This is a genomic window from Sanguibacter sp. Z6_81, from assembly GCF_057180625.1.
Genome location: NZ_JBXUFV010000001.1, coordinates 306,366 through 328,336 on the forward strand (window position 1 = coordinate 306,366; position 21,971 = coordinate 328,336).

General features: G+C 71.7%; 22 protein-coding genes and 1 tRNA gene. 8 read left to right on the forward strand and 15 right to left on the reverse strand.

Annotated features, from left to right (window positions below):
• The first annotated feature begins 160 nt into the window (after positions 1 to 160).
• Positions 161 to 1,138 (forward strand): LppM family (lipo)protein, encoded by a 978-nt coding sequence (locus AC2AXK_RS01450; protein ID WP_484343553.1) that lies wholly within the window; start codon positions 161 to 163, stop codon positions 1,136 to 1,138.
• Positions 1,139 to 1,165: 27 nt separating this feature from the next.
• Entirely contained in the window at positions 1,166 to 2,164 is a 999-nt protein-coding gene (locus AC2AXK_RS01455) for an alpha/beta hydrolase (protein ID WP_484343554.1), read from the forward strand.
• A 73-nt stretch (positions 2,165 to 2,237) separates the two neighbouring features.
• Here the strand turns inward: AC2AXK_RS01455 and mnhG are convergent, their stop codons facing one another.
• From mnhG to AC2AXK_RS01500, 9 genes are all read right to left on the reverse strand, one after another.
• The gene (gene mnhG / locus AC2AXK_RS01460; RefSeq protein ID WP_484343555.1) at positions 2,238 to 2,603 is read right to left on the reverse strand and encodes a monovalent cation/H(+) antiporter subunit G; all 366 of its coding nucleotides are present in this window, start codon (positions 2,601 to 2,603) and stop codon (positions 2,238 to 2,240) included.
• Positions 2,600 to 3,010: an MrpF/PhaF family protein gene (locus AC2AXK_RS01465; protein ID WP_484343556.1), complete on the reverse strand. Its 411-nt coding sequence runs from the start codon at positions 3,008 to 3,010 to the stop codon at positions 2,600 to 2,602. Before AC2AXK_RS01465 ends, mnhG begins: the two co-directional genes overlap by 4 nt.
• A complete protein-coding gene (locus AC2AXK_RS01470; RefSeq protein WP_484343557.1) occupies positions 3,007 to 3,606 on the reverse strand; it encodes a Na+/H+ antiporter subunit E in 600 nt (199 codons plus the stop codon). Before AC2AXK_RS01470 ends, AC2AXK_RS01465 begins: the two co-directional genes overlap by 4 nt.
• On the reverse strand, positions 3,603 to 5,147 hold the full coding sequence (locus AC2AXK_RS01475; RefSeq protein WP_484343558.1) for a Na+/H+ antiporter subunit D: 1,545 nt from the start codon (positions 5,145 to 5,147) through the stop codon (positions 3,603 to 3,605). Before AC2AXK_RS01475 ends, AC2AXK_RS01470 begins: the two co-directional genes overlap by 4 nt.
• Positions 5,144 to 5,605, reverse strand: coding sequence for a Na(+)/H(+) antiporter subunit C (locus AC2AXK_RS01480; protein ID WP_484344234.1), 462 nt, complete (start codon positions 5,603 to 5,605; stop codon positions 5,144 to 5,146). Before AC2AXK_RS01480 ends, AC2AXK_RS01475 begins: the two co-directional genes overlap by 4 nt.
• Positions 5,606 to 5,613: 8 nt before the next feature.
• Positions 5,614 to 8,667: a Na+/H+ antiporter subunit A gene (locus tag AC2AXK_RS01485; RefSeq protein WP_484343559.1), complete on the reverse strand. Its 3,054-nt coding sequence runs from the start codon at positions 8,665 to 8,667 to the stop codon at positions 5,614 to 5,616.
• 177 nt (positions 8,668 to 8,844) lie between these two features.
• Entirely contained in the window at positions 8,845 to 9,927 is a 1,083-nt protein-coding gene (locus tag AC2AXK_RS01490) for a hypothetical protein (RefSeq protein ID WP_484343560.1), read from the reverse strand.
• A 3-nt stretch (positions 9,928 to 9,930) separates the two neighbouring features.
• Complete coding sequence (dcd, locus tag AC2AXK_RS01495; protein WP_484343561.1) at positions 9,931 to 10,506, reverse strand: dCTP deaminase; 576 nt, start codon at positions 10,504 to 10,506, stop codon at positions 9,931 to 9,933.
• Between the two features lie 105 nt (positions 10,507 to 10,611).
• Entirely contained in the window at positions 10,612 to 11,136 is a 525-nt protein-coding gene (locus tag AC2AXK_RS01500; protein ID WP_484343562.1) for a TM2 domain-containing protein, read from the reverse strand.
• Between the two features lie 83 nt (positions 11,137 to 11,219).
• Between AC2AXK_RS01500 and AC2AXK_RS01505 the strand changes: the two genes are divergently transcribed.
• Positions 11,220 to 11,290 (forward strand) — tRNA-Gly (locus AC2AXK_RS01505).
• A gap of 131 nt (positions 11,291 to 11,421) precedes the next feature.
• Here the strand turns inward: AC2AXK_RS01505 and AC2AXK_RS01510 are convergent.
• From AC2AXK_RS01510 to AC2AXK_RS01520, 3 genes are all read right to left on the reverse strand, one after another.
• Positions 11,422 to 11,898, reverse strand: a complete 477-nt coding sequence (locus AC2AXK_RS01510; protein ID WP_484343563.1) for an aromatic ring-opening dioxygenase LigA — start codon at positions 11,896 to 11,898, stop codon at positions 11,422 to 11,424.
• A 304-nt stretch (positions 11,899 to 12,202) separates the two neighbouring features.
• A complete protein-coding gene (locus AC2AXK_RS01515; protein ID WP_484343564.1) occupies positions 12,203 to 12,721 on the reverse strand; it encodes a DinB family protein in 519 nt (172 codons plus the stop codon).
• 24 nt (positions 12,722 to 12,745) lie between these two features.
• The gene (locus AC2AXK_RS01520; protein ID WP_484343565.1) at positions 12,746 to 13,690 is read right to left on the reverse strand and encodes a hypothetical protein; all 945 of its coding nucleotides are present in this window, start codon (positions 13,688 to 13,690) and stop codon (positions 12,746 to 12,748) included.
• Between the two features lie 201 nt (positions 13,691 to 13,891).
• Between AC2AXK_RS01520 and AC2AXK_RS01525 the strand changes: the two genes are divergently transcribed.
• Positions 13,892 to 15,136, forward strand: coding sequence for an amidohydrolase (locus AC2AXK_RS01525; RefSeq protein WP_484343566.1), 1,245 nt, complete (start codon positions 13,892 to 13,894; stop codon positions 15,134 to 15,136).
• Between the two features lie 129 nt (positions 15,137 to 15,265).
• Here AC2AXK_RS01525 and AC2AXK_RS01530 read toward each other — a convergent pair whose 3' ends face one another.
• Positions 15,266 to 15,967: an HAD hydrolase-like protein gene (locus AC2AXK_RS01530; RefSeq protein ID WP_484343567.1), complete on the reverse strand. Its 702-nt coding sequence runs from the start codon at positions 15,965 to 15,967 to the stop codon at positions 15,266 to 15,268.
• 368 nt (positions 15,968 to 16,335) lie between these two features.
• Between AC2AXK_RS01530 and AC2AXK_RS01535 the strand changes: the two genes are divergently transcribed.
• The 4 genes from AC2AXK_RS01535 to AC2AXK_RS01550 are packed head-to-tail and all read left to right on the forward strand — an operon-like array spanning position 16,336 to position 19,360.
• The gene (locus AC2AXK_RS01535; protein ID WP_484344235.1) at positions 16,336 to 17,181 is read left to right on the forward strand and encodes a DUF4397 domain-containing protein; all 846 of its coding nucleotides are present in this window, start codon (positions 16,336 to 16,338) and stop codon (positions 17,179 to 17,181) included.
• A gap of 13 nt (positions 17,182 to 17,194) precedes the next feature.
• A complete protein-coding gene (locus tag AC2AXK_RS01540) occupies positions 17,195 to 17,980 on the forward strand; it encodes a class F sortase (RefSeq protein WP_484343568.1) in 786 nt (261 codons plus the stop codon).
• A 35-nt stretch (positions 17,981 to 18,015) separates the two neighbouring features.
• Entirely contained in the window at positions 18,016 to 18,591 is a 576-nt protein-coding gene (locus AC2AXK_RS01545) for an RNA polymerase sigma factor (RefSeq protein ID WP_484343569.1), read from the forward strand.
• Positions 18,578 to 19,360 (forward strand): anti-sigma factor, encoded by a 783-nt coding sequence (locus tag AC2AXK_RS01550; RefSeq protein ID WP_484343570.1) that lies wholly within the window; start codon positions 18,578 to 18,580, stop codon positions 19,358 to 19,360. Before AC2AXK_RS01545 ends, AC2AXK_RS01550 begins: the two co-directional genes overlap by 14 nt.
• A 2-nt stretch (positions 19,361 to 19,362) precedes the next feature.
• On the opposite strand, the gene AC2AXK_RS01555 is transcribed toward AC2AXK_RS01550, so the two are convergent.
• A complete protein-coding gene (locus AC2AXK_RS01555) occupies positions 19,363 to 21,219 on the reverse strand; it encodes an NHL domain-containing thioredoxin family protein (protein ID WP_484343571.1) in 1,857 nt (618 codons plus the stop codon).
• 69 nt (positions 21,220 to 21,288) lie between these two features.
• The gene (locus AC2AXK_RS01560) at positions 21,289 to 21,969 is read right to left on the reverse strand and encodes a histidine phosphatase family protein (RefSeq protein ID WP_484343572.1); all 681 of its coding nucleotides are present in this window, start codon (positions 21,967 to 21,969) and stop codon (positions 21,289 to 21,291) included.
• Positions 21,970 to 21,971: the final 2 nt, after the last annotated feature.

Below are 21,971 nucleotides of genomic sequence, written 5' to 3' on the forward strand. Positions count from 1 at the left end.
CCCGCCCCGGCTCGTCCGCGGGAACCGGGCAGACTGGGGAGAACTACCCTCACCCGCTCTCCGGCGGCTGCGCAGGGCCATGCTGTGGAAGAGTTGACCCAGCGCCGAGCAGCACCACCGATCCGGCCCGCCGGCTGCTCGCGGAGACCGAAGGATGACCATGAAGAAGATGACCGCTGTGGCGGCCACCGCCGCCATCGCCCTGAGCCTCAGCGGGTGCATGCGCATGCACACGGCCATGACCATCAACGACGACGACACCGTCAGCGGATCGATCATCATGGCCGTCGAGGACCAGGTGATCGAGGACGCCGGCATGACCACCGACGAGTTCTGGGAGATGTACGGCTCCGACTTCGAGAGCGACATGCCCGAGGAGATGACCTCCACGGACTACGTCGAGGACGGCTACACCGGCAAGGAGCTCTCGTTCGAGGAGCTGCCCCTCGACGAGTTCGAGGGCGCGGACGACTCGCTGTCCATCACCCGGGAGGGCGACGAGTACGTCGTCTCCGGCACGCTCGACCTCGCCGAGGAGATGGGCACCGACATGGGTGACCTCGAGGGCGCGGACGACGACGTCGCCGCCGAGATGCAGGACATGCTCGACTCGATCGACATCCAGTTCATGGTGACGTTCCCCGGTGAGGTCACCGAGGCCACCGGCGAGATCGACGGCAGCACGGTCACCTGGACGGCCGTCTACGGTGAGGTGCTCGAGATGTCGGCCCGCGGCCCGGTCGACGGCGGCGACGCACCGGCCGACGACACGAGCTCCGAGGCGGACGAGGACTCCGACGACGGCAACGGCTGGGTCCTGTGGCTCGTCATCGGCATCGTCGTGCTCGCGCTCGCCGGGCTCGTCACGTGGTTCCTCCTGCGCAACAAGAACAAGAACGGCGGCAACGGCCCCACCGGCGGCCAGGGCCAGTGGGGTCAGCAGCAGTACGGTCAGCCCGGCCAGCCGCAGTACGGCCAGCCCGGCCAGCCCCAGCAGTTCGGTCAGCCCGGCCAGCCGCAGTACGGCCAGCCCGGCCAGCCCCAGCAGTTCGGTCAGCCCGGCCAGCCCGGCCAGTTCGGCCAGCCGCAGCCCCCGCAGCAGGGGCAGCCGCCCCAGCAGCCGTGGGGATCGCAGTAAGCGTCCGCCAGGGCACGACACAGCACGATGAGTGACACCGGTCCGGGGACCACGCCGTACGCGGCGTGGTCCCCGGACGTGCTCGGTGACGAGTGGGTGGCTCGCACCCTCGAGCTCACGCCCGATGACGAAGGCCCCGTCGTCGCGACGCTCGTGCGGCGCGCCGGCACCCCTCGGGGGCGACGCGCCGTCCTGTACGTCCACGGGTTCGCCGACTACTTCTTCCAGGCGCACACCGCCGCGCAGCTCGAGCACCACGGGTTCGACTTCTACGCGCTCGACCTGCGCAAGTACGGGCGCTCGCTGCGCAGCCACCAGACACCCAACGACGTCCGCGAGCTCGCCGCGTACGCCGAGGAGCTCGACCTCGCCGCGAGCATCGTCCGGGCCGAGGGCCACACCGAGCTCGTCGTCGTCGGGCACTCCACGGGTGGTCTCGTCACGAGCCTCTGGGCGAACGCGCGGACCCGCCCCGGACAGCCGCGCGTCGTCGACGCGCTCGTGCTCAACAGCCCGTGGTTCGACCTCAACAAGCCGTGGTTCCATCGCGTCGTCGCGACGCGCCTCATCGCCGCCGCCGCGTCGGTCACCCCGCGACTCGTCGTCGGGAACCTCGCGCCGCACTACGGACGCGCCCTGCACGCGGACAGCGGCGGCGAGTGGACGTACGACCTCGCCTGGAAACCGCACGAAGGGTTCCCCGCCCGCGCCGCGTGGGTCCGCGCAATCCGCCGGGGACACGGACGCATCGCTGCAGGCCTCGACATCCGGTGTCCCGTGCTCGTCCTCACCTCTGGGGCGACCGGAGACGCCACGCGGTGGCACGACGCGATCCTCGCCACCGACAGCGTGCTCGACGTCGAGCAGATCGCCGCCCGCGCACCGGGTCTCGGCCCGGACGTCACGCTCGTGCGCATCGAGGGCGGAGCGCACGACCTCGCTCTCTCCGCGCGACCCGCACGGGACGCCTATCACGCGGCCGTCGTGAGCTGGCTCGACGAGACGCTCGGCCCGCGCGGACGCTAGACCGGGCTGCCCACCTGCCCGCGCGACGCGGAGCTCGCGTCAGCGTCCCGGTTGCGTCAGGCGCGTCTGTGCCTCAGCCGACCTCGTTCCGCGGCCCCTGCTCCTGGTCCTGGGTGAGCTCGTCGACGACGAGCTCGTCGCTCGGCACCTTGCCCGTGCGGTACCCCGCCCGGCCGACCATGTGCGCCGCGACCGGCGCCGTGAGCAGCTGGAAGACCGCGATGAGCACGAGCATCCCCACGACCTGGAGGTTGCGGACCCGCAGCGCCTCCCCCGTGAGCAGGAGGATGAGGCCGAGCACCTGCGGCTTGGTCCCCGCGTGCATGCGGGCCAGGAGGTTCGGGAACCTCAGTACGCCCACCCCCGCAGCGAACGCGAGGAACGCCCCGGAGAGCAGGCACACCGCCGCCGCGACGTCCGCCACCACCGACCAGCTCATCGGTCACCCACCTCGTCGTCGTCCGTCGCAGCAACCGGCGCGTGCAGGGCGTCGTCATCCGTCGCGGCGCCCCGGAGGCCGGCCTCAGCGGCGTCCTTCTCCGCCTCCTCGAGCGCGAGCTCCTCGGGCGTCCGGATGCGCCCCTCACCCTCCGGCTCGATCGCGGCGAACCGCGCGATGGCCACGGACCCGACGAAGCCGACCATCGCGAGGACCACGAGGACCGGCAGGGTGTCCGTGCGCCGGGTCAGGGCCGACTCGACGACGATCGCGCCGACGACAGCGGTGACGAACACGTCGAGCGCGACCGTGCGGTCGAGCATGCTCGGCCCACGCTCGGCCCGGACGAGTGCGAGGATCGCGGCACCGGCGAGCAGCACCCCGCAGATGATGGCGACGGCGGTCATGGGCGCACCTCCGGGCTGGACGGGGCGGGCGCGGGCCGCCCGCGCGTGGGCCTCGGGCTGACCCCGGCACGGCTCAGCTCCTCGTCGGACGCCAGGGCGCGCAGCACGCGACGCTCGAGCGACAGGACGTCCGAGCGGACCTTCTCGATCCCGCCGTACGCCTCGATGTCGAGCACGTGCAGGTAGAGCATCCCGGTGAGCCGGTGCGCCTCGATGACGAGGGACCCGGGCACGAGGGAGCTGAGCTCCGCGACAAGGGTGAGGTAGAGGTCGGAGGAGCTGCGCAGCCGCACCCCGACCACGGCGCCCCGCGGCACGTGACCGAACCGGAACGCCTGCAGGCTCACCTGGACCGACGCGACGACGAGGTCGAGACCGAACTTCGCGACGAGGACGAGCAGGCTCAGCGGGCGCACCGTGCCGTGGTACCCGATCGGGGGCAACGGCATCAGGAGGGTCACGCAGAGCCCGATCGCGAGACCCGACACGACGTTCGCCCACGACAGGTCGCCCCACAGCAGCACCCAGACGAGCGCGAGCCCGACGATGGCGGGCCACTGGGCGGCGAGCCGTCGGCGACGACGATGGATCGTCATGCGTCCTCCTCAGCGGTCTCGGTCGACTCCCCCTGGCCCCGGCCGTCGGAGCCGAGCACCTCGTCGATGTAGTTCGCCGGGTCGAGCAGCGTCTTCCCGGCACGGTCCGCGTAGGAGTACAGGGGTCCGGCGACGACGGTGAGCGCCAGGCCGAGCGCCACGAGGACCGCCGTGGGGCCCACCATCGTGCGCGGCAACGTGGCGTCGGGGATCTCCTCCGGCGGCGTCTGCCAGAACGCCTTGTTCCACGCCTTGACGATCGCGTACAGCGTGAGCAGCGACGTCACGACGCTCCCGATGACGAGCGTGTACGCCAGGGGGGTGCCGTGGGCGACGCCGGCCTCGAGCAGTCCCACCTTGCCGAGGAACCCGGACATGGGCGGAATCCCTGCGAGGTTCATCGCCGGGATGAAGAACAGCACCGCGAGGCCGGGAGCGATCTTCGCGAGCCCACCGAGCCGGTCGAGCGACGTCGTGCCGCCACGACGCTCCACGAGGCCGACGACGAGGAAGAGCGTCGTCTGGACGGTGATGTGGTGGGCCACGTAGAAGATCGAGGCACCCAGCCCGGCCTGGCTCGCGAGAGCGATGCCGAAGATCATGTACCCGATGTGGCTCACGAGGGTGAACGACAGCAGTCGTTTGATGTCGTTCTGCGCGACCGCGCCGAGGATCCCGACGATCATCGTCGCGAGCGAGAGCCACAGCAGCACCGTGTCGAGGCGCCCGTCCGGGAACAGCAGCGTCTGGGTCCGCATGATCGCGTACACGCCGACCTTGGTGAGCAGGCCCGCGAAGACCGCGGTGACCGGAGCCGGGGCGGTCGGGTAGGAGTCCGGCAGCCAGGCCGACAGCGGGAAGATCGCGGCCTTGATGCCGAACGCGAGCAGCAGCATGAGCTGGAGCGTCAGCCGCACCCCCGAGTCGATCTCGGGGAGCCGTTGGGCCAGCTGCGCCATGTTCACCGTGCCGGTCGCGGCATAGATGAGGGCGATCGCGACGAGGAAGATGATCGACGACAGCAGGGCCACGACGACGTAGATCGACCCCGCGCGGATGCGCTCGCCCGTCCCCCCGAGAGTGAGCAGCACGTAGCTCGCCGCGAGGAGGATCTCGAAGCCGACGTAGAGGTTGAACAGGTCCCCTGCCAGGAAGGCGTTGGACACGCCTGCCGCGAGGACGAGGTATGTCGGGTGGTAGATGGAGACCGGTGCCGCCTCGTCGCCGTCGCTCACACCCTGACCGAGCGAGTACAGCAGGACGCAGAGCATCACGGTGCTCGAGACGACGAGCATGAGCGAGGAGAGGCGGTCGGCGACGAGGTTGATGCCGACCGGCGCCGACCATCCGCCGACGTCGACGACGACCGGTCCGGAGTCGGCGAGCACGAGCAGCGCCGCGCCGGCGGCGAGCATGAGGGTGAGCGCGACGACGCTGATGACCCGCTGCGCCCGCGGGTGCCGGTACATCGCGAGGGCGAGCCCGGCCGCGAACAGCGGCATGACGACCGGCAGGGGGACGAGCCAGGACATGTCGTTCATACGGTCGGCCGTCCCGTCTCGTCGCGCGCCGCGGCGGCTTCCTCGTCGATGGTCTCCGTGCTCTCACCGGCGTCGAGGTCCGTGAAGGACGGTGCGTTCTTCGCGGCGAGCCGCACGATGCGGCGGTCCTCGACGTCGTCCTGGACCTCGTCGTTGCCGTTGAGCTGCCACGACCGGTACGCCATGGCCAGCACGAACGCCGTGAGCGCGAGGGTGATGACGATCGCGGTGAGCACCATCGCCTGCGGCAGGGGGTCGCTCATGTCCGCGGTCTCGGTGACCCCCACGAGCGGGGCATGGCCCGCCCGCCCGCTCGCCACGAGGAACAGGAGGTTCGCGCCGTTGCCGAGCAGGATGAAGCCGAGCAGCACACGGGTGAGGCTGCGCTCGAGGAGCAGGTACACCCCGGAGATGAAGAGCGCGCCGATCGCGAGCACGAGCACGATGTTGGGGCTCATGTCGATGTTCACTGCTCCACCTCCGCGTCAGCGCTCTCCGGTTCGGAGCCCAGGTCCTCCGTGTCGGAGTCCGAGCCGTCGGCGTGCCTGTCAATCTCGACGCCGAGGGTGCGCAGGATGTCGAGGATGAGGCCGATGACGACGAGCAGCACCCCGAGGTCGAAGAACAACGAGGTGACGAGCTTGACGTGGCCCAGCAGCGGGACGTCGACCTCGAGGATGACGCTCTGCAGCACCTCCGCGCCGAGGATGAGGGCGAAGAGGCCGACGCCGGCAGACAGGAAGAGCCCCGTGCCGAGCAGCAGACCGGGCTGCACCGGCAGGGCCTCGCCGAGCTCGTACCTGCCACCTGCGAGGTAGCGGATGATCAGCGCGATCCCGACGACGATCCCTGCGGCGAAACCACCCCCGGGTGCGTTGTGGCCGGAGAACAGGAGGAACAGCGCGAAGACGATCATCGAGTGGAACAGCAGCCGGGTGACGACCTCGAAGATCACCGAGCGGCGGACGGGAGCGAGCGTCCGTCCGCCCGGGAGCCACACCCGGTGCCGGGCGGAGTTCGGAAGGGGCGCGACGGGCTTCGCCTCCAGGCTCGCGAACGACCGGGGGTCCCGGGCGTCGACGTTGCTGCCGTCCGCGGGCTCGGCCCATCCCTTGTGGTACCACGACGAGCTCTCGTCGCTCACCGGCTGGGCGCGCAGGATCTCCCCGCCGCGACGCCGGATGAACACGAGCGACGCGACACCGGTCGCTGCGACGAGCAGCACCGAGATCTCCCCCATCGTGTCCCAGGCGCGGATGTCGACGAGCGTGACGTTGACGATGTTGCGTCCGCCGCCGAACTCGTAGGCCTCCTCGGGGAAGTCCACCGAGACGGGGTCGTGGATGCGGACGCCCGGCGCGACGAGCGCGAGCCCCATGACGACGACACCCACCGCGACCGCGATGGCCAGCCGCACCCACCGGGTCATGGCGAGCGGCCGGTAGGAGAAGTACGGCGGAAGCCGGCGCAGGACGAGCACCATGACGACGAGCGTCACCGTCTCGACGAGCACCTGCGTGAGCGCGAGGTCCGGTGCACCGTGCAGGAGGAACAGCAGCGCGACGGCGTACCCCGCGAAGCCCACGAGGAGCACGGCCTTGAGGCGGCGGCGCGAGCGTGCCGCGAGGGTCACGGCGACGATGATGATGAGCACCGGCGCGACCTGCGCCGGGGTGTCCCAGAGCCGGACCGCGTCGGGCGGGTCCGTCTGCGTGAGGAGCACGACGCCCGGCCCCGCGACGAGCACCATGAGGATCGCGCCGAGGTAGAACGGGAGCGAGCCGCGCTGCGTCAGGGCGGTGACGTCGGCAGCGAAGTCGTCGAGCACACGCATGAACCGGCGGTACGCGCGGTCGGCGTCGCCGACGTGCGGCAGGGCGGCCTGGAGACGCTCGACGGCGCGGCGCCGCCAGAACAGCAGCGCGCCGGTACCGAGGATGAGCGCTGTGAGCCCGAGCGCCGGCCCGACGCCCGCCCACAGGACGAGGTGGCCGTCGTCGCCCGAGGGGTAGAGCTTGGCCTGGGGCTGGAGCAACGCGTCGCCCACCTGGGGCACGAGGGCGGCCGCCAGGCCGCCGATCGCGAGCACGAGTGGCGGCAGGACGAGGAGCAGCGGCTGCCGGGAGATCTCCGTGGGGTCGATGAGCCCGGTCTCGACCTCGCCGCCCTCCGGGGTGCGCGGCGCGATGGCGATCGCGGGGTTGTCGGACTTCGAGGCGAACGCGCCCCAGAAGAACCGCAGCCCGTAGGCGACGGTGAGGATGGAGCCGAGCACGACGGCCACGATGACCACCCACCCGACCCACGGTTCGCCGCCCGGGACGCCGTCGTGCAGCAGGGACTCGAGGAGCGACTCCTTCGCGACGTAGCCGGCAAACGGCGGCAGGCCGATCATCGACGCCGTCGCGAGCCCACCGGCGACGGCGGTCATGGGCAGAGCGCGCCCGACGCCGGTGAGGCGCCGCAGGTCGCGGGTGCCGGTCGCGGCGTCGATGACGCCGACGGTGAGGAAGAGCGCCGCCTTGAACATCGCGTGCGCGCCGATCATGGCGAGCCCGGCGAGCGCGGCGCCCCGCGTGCCGAGCCCGACGAGCAGCACGATGAGCCCCAGCTGGCTCACGGTGCCGTACGCGAGGACGAGCTTGAGGTCGTTCTGCCGCAACGCCCGGTACCCCCCGAGCAGCAGCGTGCCGCAGCCGAGGACGACGATGATCCCGACCCAGACGGACAGGTCGGAGTAGGCGGGCGCGAACCGGGCGACGAGGTAGACGCCGGCCTTGACCATGGCCGCGGCGTGCAGGTAGGCGCTGACCGGCGTGGGTGCAGCCATCGCCGCGGGCAACCAGAAGTGCACCGGGATGAGCGCGGACTTCGTCGCGGCACCCACGAGCAGGCACACGACGGCGGCGGTGACCGCGGTGCCCGCGGGCGGGTCGGCGAGGAGACCGGAGAGGCTGAACCCGGTGGGTGCGGTCATGCCGAGGATCACCACCCCCACGAGCATCGCCAGACCGCCCGCGGTCGTGATGACGATGGCCTGCATGCCCGCCCGGCGGCTCGCCTTGCGGTCGTGGTAGTGACCGATGAGCAGGTAGGAGAAGACGGTCGTGAGCTCCCAGAAGACGAACAGCAGGAGCATGTCGTCCGCGGTGACGAGGCCCACCATCGAGCCCGCGAACGCGACGAGGATCCCGCCGAACCGCCCGAGCGACGAGGCTGCGGCGGCGAAGTACGCGGAGCAGTAGGCGAGCACGAGGGCACCGACGCCACCGACGATGACGAGCATGAGCCACGACAACGTGTCCATGCGGAAGGAGATCTCCATGCCGAGCACGGGGATCCACTCGATCATCTCGACCGGGTGCTCCCCGTCCATGACGCGGCCGGTCCAGGTGAGGGCGTAGACGGAGGCCGACGCGGGCGCGAGCGCCATGAGGAGGAACGCTCTGCGGCCCAACCAGGAGACGAGAGCGGGCGCGGCTAGTGCCAAGACAACGTGGGCAACGAGCAGTATCAGCACGTCCGCTCCGTCCTGTTGGGCGGTGGTCGGTCAACCCACGCTGCGCCGGGGCACGGCGCACCTGTGGGGGGTGTGGAGTTGTGGAGGTTCCCGAAGAGTTTACCAACCGTTGAAGCAGGTCAGCGCGCGAGGAAAGCGGTCCTCACGGGGAGAAGCGTCACATGCCGGTCGGGGACCTCAGAGGTCCTCGGGGTCGAGGAGGAACTCGTCCTGGTCGACGACGAGCCCACCCACGGCTCCGTGCACGGCGCGAGCGAGTCGCGCGACGACGCCTGCGGCGCGCGTCCGCGAACGTCGCAGGTCGAACGACGGCACCTCGCGCTGCCAGTCGACGAGGTCCTCGGGGGTCCACCGGACGAGGTACGCGACAGCTCCCTGCGCTGCCCACGAGCAACCGCTGAGAGCCGTCGGGACGGTCTCCACGCCGCCGACCTCGACGGTGACGAGACCGTCACGGCCGAGATCGACCTCGACGCCGTACCCGCTGAGCAACGGCGGATGGGACATGGCCTCGACGTCGAACTCGTCCGCGCGCTCGTGCAGGGCGGCGAGCTGTTCGGCGGTGAGCGGGCTGTCGGGGAGGGCAGGCACGATCCCGGTCGTCGCGGGCGGGCCCGCCCAGGGCAGACCGAGGCTGGAGAGCTGCGCACCGGGATGGGCCGCCTGGCACACGTTGAGCGCCGCGTCCGGGTCGAGCCAGACGCCGGAGTACAGCGCGACGTCGACGGCGACGGCCGGGTCAGGCGTGAGGAGGCTGGTCGCCCCGTCACCGACGGAGAACACGACGGACCCACCGAGCCGGCGGGCGACGGCGACGAGCCACGTGACGACGCGCCACTCCTCGCGCACGGGCAGGCCCGCCGCGAAGACGCGTGCGAGGCCGTCCCGGTCTCCTCCACCCTGGTAGGGCGCCGCGCCTCGCTCCCGCGGGCTCTGCACGTCGTACACCATCGACACCGCCCGGCCGAAGCCGAGGGGCGAACCGTCTGCGGCCACCGGCGCGTACGGACCTCTGACGACCGTGTGCCGGGAGGTGCGCAGCGCCCCGGGGTCGAGCTCCGGCGCACCGGCCGCACCGTGCTCTGCCGGCTCGGACTCCCACCGGGTCGCCGGGAACCGCGAGAGCGCGAGCGCCTCGATCTCGAACGGCGCGACGTCGTCCGGGACCCCGAGGAGGTGCCGTTCGTAGAGGTTCGCGATCGGCAGGGTCGAGGTGGGTGGGAGCGGGGACAGGATCGGCGCCGGCGGCAGCGTGCTCATGACTCAGACGTCGCTGCGATGGAAGTTCTGCGACGAGCGGGAGGCCGTCGGCCCCCGCTGGCCCTGATAGCGCGAGCCGTACCGCTCGGAGCCGTAGGGGTGCTCGGCGGGCGACGAGAGACGGAAGAAGCACAGCTGGCCGATCTTCATCCCGGGCCACAGGAGGATGGGCAGCGTCGCGACGTTGCTCAGCTCGAGCGTCACGTGCCCGGAGAAGCCCGGGTCGATGAAGCCCGCGGTCGAGTGGGTGAGCAGCCCCAGGCGACCGAGCGAGGACTTGCCCTCGAGGCGGGCTGCGACGTCGTCGGGCAGCGTGACGGCCTCGAACGTGGAACCGAGGACGAACTCGCCCGGGTGCAGCACGAACGGCTCGTCCGGCTCGGCCTCCACGAGCCTCGTGAGATCGGGCTGGTCAGCCGCCGGGTCGATGAACGGGTACTTGTGGTTGTCGAACAACCGGAAGAGGCGGTCGAGGCGGACGTCGATGCTCGACGGCTGGATCATGGCCTCGTCGCACGGCTCGAGCCGGACGCGCCCGGTGGACAGTTCATCGCGGATGTCGCGGTCGGAGAGCAGCACGGTGCAACGGTAGCGGCTCACTCCCTCGTGGCAACCCCCCTTGACGTCGCTGCCCGGGGAGCGCCCCTGCGCACGGCGCCTGCTGCGGCCGACCCGAGCGCGCGGTCAGTCCCGCAGCGGGCGGCCCGTCGCGTCGTGGGAGTAGGTGCCCTGCTTCGCGGTGAGGTAGAGGATGCCCTCGATGAATCCCCACAGGGACGCGGCGCCGAACGTCAGGACGGACGCGACGATCTGGACGACACCGATGCCGACATACCCGAGGTAGAAGCGGTGGAGCCCCAGTCCGCCGGCAAAGATGCCGAGCAGCCCGGCGACGAGCCGCGACTTCGCGTACGGGTCCTGGGGTGCCCACGGGTTGTTCGGGGCGAATCCGCCCGGCGCAGCACCCTGGTAGGGGTAGCCACCCGGCTGGAAGCCCCCTGGTTGGGAGCCGCCCGGCTCATAGCCACCGGGCTGGTAGCCGCCTGGCTGGTAGCCACTGGGCTGGTAGCCACCTGGCTGGTAGCCGCCCGGCTGCTGCGGCGGAGACTGCGGGTTCGGGGTCGTCCCCGGAGTCTGCTTGCGCAGCCAGTCGGGTTGTCCCTGCCCCGTCGGACCCGTGCCGTACGAGCCGCTGCCGGGTGTGCTCACTTCGCACCGTCCTGTCGTATGGGTATGATCGTGTTCGCGTTCCACGGGCGTCAGGGCTCCTGCCCTACCTGCCCGGGCGTCATGCGGATGTAGTTCAATGGTAGAACTTCAGCTTCCCAAGCTGATAGCGCGGGTTCGATTCCCGTCATCCGCTCAGTGTGCACGATGGGCCGGTCCTCACTGAGGACCGGCCCATCGTCGTTCGTGGTGAGTGCTCCGAACGCCGGGCGCGTCGAAGGCCCCGCACCCTAGGTTGGATGCGGGGCCGTCGACGCCCTGGGAGGTTCAGGCCGAGGCGCGGGAGCTCTCGGGGGCGGAGCCGGCGCGGGCAGCACCGGCAGTCTGGGAGGCGTCGGAGTCGATGCGGCGCAGTGCTACTCCGGTGAGGGCGAACAGGACGCCCATGCCACCGGCGAAGGCTGCGACACCGAAGGCGATGACCGAGGTGAAGAGGGAGGACCGCAGGAACGAGGCGTTCATGACCGTGGCGCGGACCGGGTCTTCCTTGTCGAGCTCCGCGTAGGTGCTGCCGTTGGACGATGCGAGCGCGTGCTCGTTGATGATGTCTGCCTGCACGAACGCGTCGAGCGGGCCGTTGACGGTCTTGCCACCGAATGCCATGGCGTCGTCCGGGATGACGATCTGCTCCGCGACGAGCTGGCTGCGGACGGTCACCCAGGTGGCGACTCCGCCGACCACGAGCAGGAGCCCGGCGACGATGAGGAGGGTTCCGATGAGCCGGACAGGCTTGCTGATGTTCATGGTCGTGCCTTTCCCAGGGGGTCCGAGTGCCGGCGACCGGCTGTTCCTCGTGAGTGCGTCTGTCGCCCTCTGGTAGTAAGCATCCTGCACGTGGACAAGGCTTTCCCGGGCCCTAGGTCCCGGTCGCCTGCGACGGCCGGGTGAGGTCTTTAGACGTCATCTGCGCGCGCCGCAAGAGGTTGTCCGTACGAGTTCTCCGTCCACACCCCTCCACAGACTTATCCACACCCTGTGCACTGAGATGGGCACATGGCGCACAGGCCTGTGGACAACATCTGTGGACGAGCAGCGGTCCGACGACACCTCAGCCGCTGACGTCGTGCAGATGATGCACGACGTCATGGACGAGGTACTGCCCGAACGTCCGGACCGTGAAGACCGAGCCGTTGGAGCGCCGTCCCGGGCGCCCTGTGTCCTCGGGGGTCACGGAGTCGAACCGGTCCGCAAGCAGGGCCCCGTCGGCGGTGAGCTCGACCGAGACGACCGCCGGGTCCTGTGCGGCGTACTCTCCCTGCTCAGCCGCCTCGTCCTGGTCCCAGTCGTCGAACATCGGGTCGTCCCGGGTGAGCATGAGGTCGAGTCGCTCGAGGAAGAGCCGGTAGACGTCCCGCACGTGCACGGCGTACTCCAGCGGCGACCAGGTCTGCTCGTCGGGCCGCTCACCGACGGCGGGCCGGTCGAGGACCTGCGTCCATCGTCGGACCGTGTCCCGGAGCACCGGCCCGACGTCGTGCGGTTCCACGTCCTCGGGCCGGAATCCGCACTCGGGGCACGGCCGCTCGATCACCCAGGTCCAGTCTTTTGTGTCTTTTGTCATGACCATGCCCAGATGCTAGCGGGGGCCCGGTCAGGTCAGGACGTCCACCGGGTGGACGAACCCGTCCTCGTCGACGACCGTCCCCTCGATCGCATCGTGCAGCACCCGCAGCAGTCGGGCGACGATCGGGGCCATGCGGGTCCGTGCGATGTGGTCGCCGCGGTCGGAGGGGCCGTCCCCCTCCAGCGCCGGGGTCCACGCGACGCTGTAGACGAAGGGTCCCGACTCTCGCCACGGGACGGTGGACAGGGCGAGGGGCAACGAACCTTCCCGCCGCACGCTGATCCGCACCGTGCCGTCGTACGGCGTGGCACACCGCAGGCTGTACTCCTGCGGTCCGAGGGATGGCAACGGCTCCACCTGCACGAGCACCGTCCGCGCGAGCGCCAGCGTGTGCTCGGGCGGCAGCAGGTGCGGGCTGAACAACCGCAGCTCGATCCCGCCCCTCGCGACGGGGGCGATGACGGGGGTCCGGCCGTCCACGAGGACCGCACCGCGTGCGTGCCGGGCGGCGGCGACCATCCACCTGACGACGCGCAGCTCGATGCCGCTGGCCATCTCCGCCTCGAAGGCCTCCCCCGAGCGGTCGGGGTCGTCCTCGCGACCGGGGCGCGGTCCGCGGGCTCGCAGAGCCTCGTCGACGTGGACGGCGTAGAGCACCGCACGAGGTGCGGTGAGGTCGAGGAACTGCGTCTGCTGGCGCGTGAGGTCGACCGGGCCGGTGAGGACCACGCCGGGCGCCAGGACCAGCTCGCCCGGCCGCGCGTCGACCCGTTGCGTCATGCCCCTGAACCGCGCGCCGCGCAGCGGGACGCTGCCCGCAGCGGCATCCTCCTGCGACACAGGACGCTGCACCCAGCGGGCGTCGGGGAACCACGCGCGGGCCAGCTTCTCGACGGGTTCCGCAGCGGGCAGCGCCAGGAGGTGCTCACCGGTGTCGAGGCCGGCGGCCGTGGAGCCGAGGAGTTCCGTCATGCGGCCGAACGCTACGCAGCGGGCGCTACCGGCGTGTTTCGCGGAGGAAACGGCTGGTCGACGAATCTTTCCGCAGGTCCGGACGGCGACGACGACGGGGGGCCGTGGTCCCGGCACGCCCGGGTGCACGTCCAGGAGGTTCCGGTTGCCCGGCTTGTCACAGAGTGTCAGTGTTGCGGTATCTCACGAGACGGAGCTCCCATGGCTGCCCACGACAACGTCCGGATAGACCCCTCCCTGGCCGACCTCTACAAGGATCTCCACCGGCACCCGGAGCTGGGGTTCCAGGAGACGCGGACCGCGGGGATCGTCGCCGACCGGCTCCGCGCCCTTGGGTACGAGGTGACGACGGGCATCGCGACGACAGGTGTCGTCGGCCTGCTGAAGAACGGTGACGGCCCCACGGCGCTGTTCCGTGCCGACATGGACGCGCTCCCGGTCAAGGAGGACACGGGGCTCGACTACGCGAGCACCCAGACCGCCACGGACAGCAGCGGCAAGGTCGTCCCGGTCGACCACGCGTGCGGCCACGACTTCCACACCACCTGCCTCCTCGGGGCCGCCGCGGTCCTCGCGTCCGACACCGGGAGCTGGTCCGGCACGCTCGTGCTCGTCTTCCAGCCGGCCGAGGAGCTGGGCGCCGGCGCCCAGGCGATGGTCGACGACGGGCTGTTCGACCGGTTCCCGAAGCCCGAGGTCGTGCTCGGCCAGCACCTCGCTCCGTTGCCCGCCGGAAAGATCGCCGCGCACGCCGGCGCCGCCTACGCAGGCTCGGACTCCCTGCGGGTGCGACTCGTCGGCAGGGGTGCTCACGGCTCGATGCCCGAGGCGTCGATCGACCCTGTCGTCATGGCCGCCGAGACCGTCCTGCGGCTCCAGACGATCATCTCCCGCGAGATCCCCAGCACCGCCGTCGCCGTCCTCACCGTCGGCTCGCTGCACGCGGGCGACGCCGCGAACGTCATCCCCGGGGAGGCAGAGCTCCAGCTGAACATCCGCAGCTACGACGAGCGCACGCGCCAGCACGTCCTGGACAGCGTCGCCCGCATCGTCAAGGGAGAGGCCGCCACCGCGGGCGCCCCGGCCGAGCCGACGATCACCGCGATCGAGCACTTCCCCGTCGTCGTCAACGACGCCGCAGCGCTCGCCAGGACCCTGGGAGCGTTCGGCGAGTGGCTCGGGCCGGAGAACGTCCTCGACCCCGGTGCCGGCGCCGGCAGCGAGGACGTGGGGATCCTCGCGACGAGCTCGGGAGCCCAGCTGTCGTACTGGCTCCTCGGCGGCAGCGACCCCTCCCTGTTCACGACGGGCGACATGACCGACCCTGCCCTGCTGAAGGTCCCGTCCAACCACTCGCCGCACTATGCGCCGGTGATCGACCCGACGCTCGGGCTCGGCGTGACCGCGCTCGTGACGGCCGCGCGCACCTGGCTGCCGTCCCGATAGGGCGGCAGCCAGGTGCGCGGACCGCGGAGGAGGACTGCTGCCCGGTGCCGGCAGCCGGCCGTCAGAGGTTGCGGGTGGCGTGCTCCACCATCGCGTCGCGCACGAGCACCGCAGTGCGTCGCGTCAAGGTCAAGCCCTCGCGTGCGCGGGAACGCGTCCTTCGCCGTCCGCAGCGAGGACCCGGGCCACGAGTGCGTCCGGCGAGTCGACGACGACGAGGGGGCGCGCCTCAGCGATCTCGCCCGGCGTCGCGTACCCCCAGGCGACGACGATGGTGTCGAGCCCGTGGGCGCGGGCGCCCAGGACATCGTGCTCCCGGTCGCCGACCATGATGATCCGGGCGGCGTCGGGCAGCCCGGCCTCCGTCGCCGCGACGGTGTCCAGGGCGTGCCGGACGACGTCCGCCTTGGTGCTGCGCGTGCCGTCGAGGGTCGCGCCGCAGATGGCCTCGAACTGGTCGTCCAGGCGGAAGTGCTCGAGGATCTGCCGGGCGAACACCTCGGGCTTGGAGGTCGCCAGGGCGAGGCGCACACCTGCGGCACGCACGTCCGCGAGGGCTTGCGCCATGCCCGGGTAGACGCTGTTGTCGAACATCCCGCCGGCGCGGAACGCGACACGGTAGGCGGAGACGAACTCGTCGAGGCGCTCCGGGGGGACGCCGTTGCGCAGGACGCTCTGCTCGATGGGCGGGCCGACCCACGCACGGAGCGCGTCGTCGTCGGGCACCGGGATGCCGAGCTCGCCGAACGCGTACCGGACGGATGCGACGATGCCTGGAGCCGAGTCGGTGATCGTGCCATCGAGATCCACCAGAGCAAGGTCGTAGGTCATGCCAGCGATCTTCTCACTCCTCGCAGCGGAGGCTAGACTTCACCCGCTCCGCACCTTTCGCCACCCACGGACCATGAGGTACACCATGACGATCCTCCCCGACCGCCCCGCCCAGGAGAGCGTCGCGTTCGGCGACGTCGAGCTTGGCCAGGGCCTCGAGGTGCTCGCCCTCACCCTCACGGGTCTCGAGTCCCTGCCCGACTGACGCCGCATCTGCGCAGGTCACGGCACCGCGCTACCGCTGGCAGAAATTACTTGAAGAAACTTCAACCAGGGTGCATCCAGATCGCACTCTCCGAGAGAAGTACCAGGTGTCACAACGATCCGCCCCGCCGATGCAGACGGGGCCCGCACACCTGGAGCACATCATGGCCCACCGGATCCGCACCTCGTCCGTCCTCGCCGCCACGTCGGCCTCCGCCCTCGTCGCCCTCGGCGCCTTCGCCGCACCGGCCTCCGCCGCTGACGGCGACGCGACCCTCTCCGTGCTGCACGGCGTCCCCGACATGACCGTGGACGTCTGGGTCAACGGCGCACTCACCCTCGACGACTTCGAGCCCGGTGACCTCGCCGGCCCTCTCGAGCTCCCGGCCGGGACGTACTCCGTGGCCATCACCGCGGCGGACGCAACCGACGCGAGCTCCCCCGCGATCGGCCCCGTCGACCTCACGCTCGAGTCCAACACGAGCTACACCGCGGCGGCACACCTCGACGCCGCGGGCGCACCGACAGCCACGCTGTTCACGAACGACACGGCCCCGACGGCCGCTGGCGAGGGGCGCCTCACGGTGCGTCACGTCGCCGCCGCTCCCGCCGTCGACGTCCTCGCGGGCGGTACGCCGGTGATCACGAACCTCAGCAACCCGAACGAGCAGGTCCTCAACCTGCCCGCGGGCACGGTCTCCGCCACGATCGCCGCGACCGGCACCACCACGCCGGTCCTCGGCCCGGCCGACATCAACGTCGCCGAGGGCGTCAACACGATCGTCTACGCGTGGGGCAGCCTCGATGCCGGCAACCTCGCTCTCGCGACGCAGACCATCGACGGCCTCCACTCCTCGCCGTCCGGTGTCCAGGCGGGCACCGTCGGTCTCGCGGACACGGGCAGCAGCTCGACGGGCCTCGTCGCGGCGGGTGGCCTCGCGGTCGCCGGTCTCGCGGGGGCGGCGTTCCTCGCCCGCCGTCGTCACGCCGACGCCGTCTCCGGCCGCTGAGGTCAGCAACGACATGAGCACCGCCCACACCCGTGGGCCCCGCAGGCCGGTGGACCCGACGAGCAGCGCGTCGCTCGTCGGGTCCACCGCGACCGTTCCGGGGGCCGCGGCCCGTGCCCGTCGCCCCTTCGTCGTCGCCACCGTGCTCGCGCTCGCGCTCCTCACGGGGTGCGGGAGCGGGGACACGGGGGACCGTCCAGCAACGGTCGACGTCGGGACGACCGAGGCGACAGACGTCCCCACCGAGCCCGTGCCGACGCCACCGGCACCTGAGCCACCCGGCGCGAACCTCGTCGGGCCGTTCGGCGACATCCCGGTGCGCACGGCGGACGAGCAGCCCGCCCCGGCACCACCGGCACCGAGAGCTCTGAGCATCCCCTCGCTCGGCATCGAGATGCCGGTCATCCCCGTCGGGGTGGCCGACGACGGGACGATGGGCTTGCCGACGAGCGTGTACGACGTCGGGTGGTACGAGTACGGACCCGCTCCGGCAAGCCCCTCCGGCACCACCGTCATGGCATCGCACGTCGACTCGGCGGCTGAGGGCCTCGGCCCGTTCGCGGAGCTCGTCGACATCGAGGTCGGTGCTCAGGTCGTCGTCACCGACGCGACGGGCACGACCCACGCGTACACCGTGAGCACCACGGAGCGCGTGAGCAAGGCCGAGGTCCAGCTCGCCGACGTGTTCGCCCGGGAGGGCGACCGACGGCTCGTCCTCGTGACGTGTGGTGGCACATTCGACCGCAGCATCGGACACTATGTCGACAACGTCATCGTCACCGCGGTCCCTGCCGCGTGATCCGCGGTGATGGGGCAGCAGCGGGAGGTACCTACGTGACGGACGTCGACGCGGTGGAGGCGGACGACGTCCGCACCCTCGGCGTCGCCTTCGCCTCCGGCGACACGGACGCCCTCTCTGCGGCCTACACGCGGTGGGGATCGCTCGTCCACACGGTCGCCCTGAGGTCCCTCGGCAGCCAGAGCGACGCCGAGGACGTCACGCAGCAGGTGTTCGTCGCAGCGTGGCGCGGGCGGTCCGGGTTCGACCCGGACCGGGCGAAGCTCTCGACGTGGCTCATGGCCATCTGCCGCAACACGGTCGCCGACGCCCACGAGGCACGGTCCCGGGTCCGACGCTCGGAGGCGGCCGCGGTCGTCCTCGCTCCGCAGACGGCCGGGGTCACCCGGTCGGCGTCGCACGGCGTCGCGGACCGCGTCGTCCTCGCCGACGAGCTCGCCCGGCTGGGCGACCCGGGGCGGACGATCATCGAGCTCGCGTTCTTCCGTGACCTCACCCACTCGCAGATCGCCGAGGAGCTGTCCCTGCCGCTCGGTACCGTGAAGAGCCATGTCAGACGAAGTCTCTCGAGACTCCGCACGCGATTGGAGGTGGATTGTGCAGCACGTTGACCCTGAGGTCCTCGCGCTCCTCGCTCTCGGCGAGGACGTCGCGGACGACAGCGAACGCACCCACCTCGCCGCGTGCGAGCAGTGCACCGACGAGGTCGCCGAGCTCGGTGACGTCGTGCGGACCGGACGCACCGTCACCCTCGACGACGGGCTCGTCGCGCCGCCACCGCACGTCTGGGAGAACATCCGTGCCGAGCTGGGGCTCGTGGACGACCAGCCGGACGCGGTGCTGACCCCCGGTGCACACAGCGCGGGCGCCGCCCCGGACGCGTCGGCGCCCGCAGCACCGGTCGACCTCGCCGAGCGCCGGACCCGGCGGACGGTGGGCACGGGCTGGCTCGCCGTCGCCGCCTCCGGGGCACTCGTCCTCGGTGTGGCCGGTGGTGCCCTGTGGCAGCGCAGCGAGGACCGTCCCGGCCCCGGGCCCGAGGCGGCGACGATCGCCACCGCGCAGCTCGACGCCCTGCCCGACTGGACCGATGCGGAGGGCAGCGCGCGGGTGGAGCAGACGCCGGACGGCACCCGCCAGGTGGTCGTCTCCATGGACGCTCCTGCCACCGACGGCGGCTACCGCGAGGTGTGGCTCATCGCCCCGGACCTCAGCGGGCTCGTGAGCCTCGGTGTCCTCGAGGGCACCGAGGGCCGGTTCGACATCCCTGAGGGGCTGGACCTGTCCGAGTTCTCCCTCGTCGACGTCTCCGAGGAGCACTTCGACGGCGACCCGGCCCACTCGGGCGACTCGATCGTGCGGGGCGCGCTCGACGCCTGACCTCAGCCGTGCAGCGGCAGCGTGAGGACGGCGGGCCCGTCAGGGACCACCCGCACGGGCACGCCCCAGTCCTGCTGCGCGAGGTGGCAGGCCGGGTGCTCGATCGCGGGGTCCGCGTCGCAGCTCGCGGCCTGCGCCGTGACGTGCAGGACGCCGTCGCTGACGGCGGGGTTGATGACGAGCGGACGCGTGAGCGGGACGTCGTCGCCAGCGCCGTCGAGGAGGAGGTCGCTCGGGGTGGCGGAGACCCTCAGGCGCGTGGAGGGACCGTAGCGGTCGTCGTACTTCTGCCCGGTGGCGGGCGTGAAGACGACCTCGAGCGACAGCGGTCCGGCTCCGATCTCCGTGACAGGCCGCTGGGTGCGGTGCGCGCCGGCGTCGAGCACCTCACCGGCCAGCCGCGCCGGGAGCGCGACCCGCGTGAGCCGGTGCGCGGACGACTCGACGACGGTGAGCGCCACGACGTCGTCCCAGACGTGCACGACGACACCGCTGGGCTCCGCCAGACCGGTCGCGAGCGTGGTCACCTCGCCGGTGGCCGGGTCGTAGCGGCGCACCGCGCCGTTGTACGTGTCGGCGACGACGACGGACCCGTCGGGCAGCACCGCGACGCCGAGGGGGTGCTGGAGCAGCGCACCGTCCGCCGGACCGTCCCGGTGGCCGAAGTCGTAGAGGCCCTGCCCGACGGCGGTGTGCACGTCGCCGCGCCCGCCGTCGTCGAGCCAGCGCAGCGCGGACGTCTCGGCGTCCGCGAGCCACAGACGTCCGTCCGGGCCGGGTGCGAGGCCGGACGGCTGGGCGAACCACGCACCCGCGCGATCACCGTCCTCGAGTCCCTCGTTCATCGTCCCGGCGAGCGGCTCGGCGTCGCGGCCCGGCTCGAGGGTCCACAGGGTGTGGTTGCCGGCCATGGCGACGACGAACGCGCCGAGCGCGGGCGACCACGCGACGTCCCACGGGGAGGACAGCTTCGGGCCCGACTCCGTGTGGTTGTCGCTCGCGCCGACCATGAGCTGCTCGCCCGTGCCCGCGACCGTGCGCACGTGCCCGTCCGCGAGGCGCACCCCGCGCAGCGCGTGGTTGACCGTGTCGGCCACGAGGACGTCGTAGCCGAGCGTCCCGCGCAGATCCTCGGGCACGAGGCACAGGCCGTTGGGCTCGCTGAAGCGGGCCTCCTGCGGTCCGCCGTCGCGCAGCCCACGCTCACCGGAGCCGATGCGGCGGACGAGCGTCTCGCCGTCGGTCGCGAGCTCGGCGAGGCTGTGGTGACCCGCGTCCGCGACGAGGAGGTTCCCCCCGGGCAGGGCGATCGCCTTCGCGGGGAAGCGCAGGGTGCCCGACGTCGGCTCGGGGGGCACGTACGGGCCGTCGCCGCGGTGCAGCGTGCCTCTCGCGGAGTGCTCGGCGACGAGCTCGTCGACGAGGATCCCGAGGTTGTGCGCGTGCCCCTCCCCCGCCATCTGCGCGACGACGTAGCCCTCCGGGTCGATGACCACGAGCGTCGGCCACGCCCGTGCCGTGTAGGCGGACCACGTGACGAGGTCGGGGTCGTCGAGCACCGGGTGGCGCACGTCGTACCGCTCGACGGCGGCGGCGAGCGCCACCGGGTCGGCCTCGTGGACGAACTTCGGCGAGTGCACACCGATGATGACGAGCTCGTCGCGGTGCGCCTCCTCGAGCTCCCGGAGCTCGTCGAGGACGTGCAGGCAGTTGATGCAGCAGAACGTCCAGAAGTCGAGGACGACGACCTTGCCGCGCAGGTCCGCGAGGGTCACGTCCCGTCCGCCGGTGTTGAGCCAACCGCGTCCGACGAGCGGAGAGGCGCGGACCTTGGGCAGGCGGGAGGGAGTCGTCGTCACCGGACAAGTCAACCGCACACCGCCCAGCGGGCGCCGGTCGTGCCGGTGTCGCGTTCCCCACGCCGCGGCTCAGTCGAGCGCGTCGACCGCCTCGCCCGTCGGGTCGTCGGCCGTGTCGGTGGTGAGGTGCGGGCCGCCGACGGGGCCGTCGGACCAGCGGACGAAGCTCCACCCCTGCACCGGGTCGCCCTCGATCTCGATGAGGCCGGTGTTCGCCAGCTGGGTGTGCGCGAGGGTCGCGATGTCGAGCCCGCTCACCCGCGTCGCCGCCCACGTGCGCAGAGCGGCCCCGTGGGAGACGACGACACCGGTCGCCCACCCCGTGCTCGCCACCGCCTGCAGGGCGGCGTCGAACCGGGCGAAGAACTCGGTGCCGTCCGGACCACCGGGCATCCGGCGTCCGAGGTCACCGCGTGCCCACGCGAAGCACGTCTCGAGGTACCGGCGGTGGGCGTCCGCGCCGGTGGCCCCCTCGAGATCGCCGGACTCGACCTCGCGCAGGTCGTCGAGGACGACGGGCTCGAGGCCGCGGTGCGCGGCGAGCGGCGCCGCGGTGAGCGCCGTGCGGGTCAGTGTCGAGATCGCGATGCCGTCCACGGGCGTGCCCTCGAGGGCGCCGGGGATCGCCGCGGCCTGTCGTTCACCCAGCGCCGTGAGACCGGGGCCGGGTCGGGCGGAGTCGAGCAGACCACTGACGTTCGAAGGGGTCTGGCCGTGTCGGACGAGCAGCAGGCGCAAGGGGAGCTCCATCG

Bases quoted from the DNA above. Each gene is read 5' to 3' on its own strand.
- AC2AXK_RS01475 (WP_484343558.1), bottom strand. From the start codon at position 5,147: ATGAACGACATGTCCTGGCTCGTCCCCCTGCCGGTCGTCATGCCGCTG.
- AC2AXK_RS01455 (WP_484343554.1), top strand. From the start codon at position 1,166: ATGAGTGACACCGGTCCGGGGACCACGCCGTACGCGGCGTGGTCCCCG.
- AC2AXK_RS01480 (WP_484344234.1), bottom strand. From the start codon at position 5,605: ATGAGCCCCAACATCGTGCTCGTGCTCGCGATCGGCGCGCTCTTCATC.
- mnhG (WP_484343555.1), bottom strand. From the start codon at position 2,603: ATGAGCTGGTCGGTGGTGGCGGACGTCGCGGCGGCGGTGTGCCTGCTC.
- AC2AXK_RS01450 (WP_484343553.1), top strand. From the start codon at position 161: ATGAAGAAGATGACCGCTGTGGCGGCCACCGCCGCCATCGCCCTGAGC.
- AC2AXK_RS01510 (WP_484343563.1), bottom strand. From the start codon at position 11,898: ATGAACATCAGCAAGCCTGTCCGGCTCATCGGAACCCTCCTCATCGTC.
- AC2AXK_RS01540 (WP_484343568.1), top strand. From the start codon at position 17,195: ATGAGCACCGCCCACACCCGTGGGCCCCGCAGGCCGGTGGACCCGACG.
- AC2AXK_RS01490 (WP_484343560.1), bottom strand. From the start codon at position 9,927: ATGAGCACGCTGCCGCCGGCGCCGATCCTGTCCCCGCTCCCACCCACC.
- AC2AXK_RS01525 (WP_484343566.1), top strand. From the start codon at position 13,892: ATGGCTGCCCACGACAACGTCCGGATAGACCCCTCCCTGGCCGACCTC.
- AC2AXK_RS01535 (WP_484344235.1), top strand. From the start codon at position 16,336: ATGGCCCACCGGATCCGCACCTCGTCCGTCCTCGCCGCCACGTCGGCC.
- AC2AXK_RS01520 (WP_484343565.1), bottom strand. From the start codon at position 13,690: ATGACGGAACTCCTCGGCTCCACGGCCGCCGGCCTCGACACCGGTGAG.
- AC2AXK_RS01515 (WP_484343564.1), bottom strand. From the start codon at position 12,721: ATGGTCATGACAAAAGACACAAAAGACTGGACCTGGGTGATCGAGCGG.
- AC2AXK_RS01530 (WP_484343567.1), bottom strand. From the start codon at position 15,967: ATGACCTACGACCTTGCTCTGGTGGATCTCGATGGCACGATCACCGAC.
- AC2AXK_RS01470 (WP_484343557.1), bottom strand. From the start codon at position 3,606: ATGACGATCCATCGTCGTCGCCGACGGCTCGCCGCCCAGTGGCCCGCC.
- AC2AXK_RS01465 (WP_484343556.1), bottom strand. From the start codon at position 3,010: ATGACCGCCGTCGCCATCATCTGCGGGGTGCTGCTCGCCGGTGCCGCG.
- AC2AXK_RS01560 (WP_484343572.1), bottom strand. From the start codon at position 21,969: ATGGAGCTCCCCTTGCGCCTGCTGCTCGTCCGACACGGCCAGACCCCT.